This is a genomic window from Streptococcus penaeicida (assembly GCF_002887775.1).
GTDB lineage: Bacteria > Bacillota > Bacilli > Lactobacillales > Streptococcaceae > Streptococcus > Streptococcus penaeicida.
In genome coordinates, this window is sequence record NZ_LOCM01000002.1 from 1 (window position 1) to 787 (window position 787).

Below are 787 nucleotides of genomic sequence, written 5' to 3' on the forward strand. Positions count from 1 at the left end.
CTGGCGCTTAACGGCGTGGGGGTTCAAGTCCCTTAACCCGCATAAAACTTTAGCCGGCTTAGCTCAGTTGGTAGAGCATCTGATTTGTAATCAGAGGGTCGCGTGTTCAAATCATGTAGCCGGCATTAAAATAAAATAATTGCGAACGTAGTTCAGTGGTAGAACACCACCTTGCCAAGGTGGGGGTCGCGGGTTCGAATCCCGTCGTTCGCTTTAGATAGGCCGGGGTGGCGGAACTGGCAGACGCACAGGACTTAAAATCCTGCGATGGTTTTCATCGTACCGGTTCGATTCCGGTCCTCGGCATTACTAATTTAATAATAAGCACCCTTAGCTCAACTGGATAGAGTACCTGACTACGAATCAGGCGGTTAGAGGTTCGACTCCTCTAGGGTGCATGAGTTCGGGAAGTAGCTCAGCTTGGTAGAGTACTTGGTTTGGGACCAAGGTGTCGCAGGTTCGAATCCTGTCTTCCCGATTATGGCGGTGTAGCTCAGATGGCTAGAGCGTCCGGTTCATACCCGGAAGGTCGGGGGTTCGATCCCCTTCGCCGCTATTGTTTTTATATGGATGACTTTGGACCTTTAGCTCAACTGGTTAGAGCACTCGGCTCATAACCGAGCGGTCGTAGGTTCGAGTCCTACAAGGTCCATATATTCGTGGAGGATTACCCAAGTCCGGCTGAAGGGAACGGTCTTGAAAACCGTCAGGCGTGTAAAAGCGTGCGTGGGTTCGAATCCCACATCCTCCTTTTTTCTTATCGCGGGATGGAGCAGCTAGGTAGCTC

The 787-nt window shown here is 51.2% G+C and carries 8 tRNA genes; all 8 read left to right on the plus strand.

Going from position 1 to position 787, the window contains the following annotated elements:
* Positions 1-52 precede the first annotated feature (52 nt).
* The 8 genes from AT575_RS00145 (at position 53) to AT575_RS00180 (ending at position 751) form a co-directional block, all read left to right on the plus strand.
* Positions 53-125 (plus strand) — tRNA-Thr (locus tag AT575_RS00145).
* A 16-nt stretch (positions 126-141) separates the two neighbouring features.
* Positions 142-213: transfer RNA gene (locus AT575_RS00150), tRNA-Gly, on the plus strand.
* Positions 214-221: 8 nt separating this feature from the next.
* Positions 222-306: transfer RNA gene (locus AT575_RS00155), tRNA-Leu, on the plus strand.
* An 18-nt stretch (positions 307-324) separates the two neighbouring features.
* Positions 325-398: transfer RNA gene (locus AT575_RS00160), tRNA-Arg, on the plus strand.
* A gap of 6 nt (positions 399-404) precedes the next feature.
* A tRNA-Pro gene (locus tag AT575_RS00165) sits at positions 405-478 on the plus strand.
* Between the two features lie 4 nt (positions 479-482).
* A tRNA-Met gene (locus tag AT575_RS00170) sits at positions 483-556 on the plus strand.
* 22 nt (positions 557-578) lie between these two features.
* Positions 579-652 (plus strand) — tRNA-Ile (locus tag AT575_RS00175).
* A 9-nt stretch (positions 653-661) separates the two neighbouring features.
* A tRNA-Ser gene (locus AT575_RS00180) sits at positions 662-751 on the plus strand.
* Positions 752-787 lie beyond the last annotated feature (36 nt).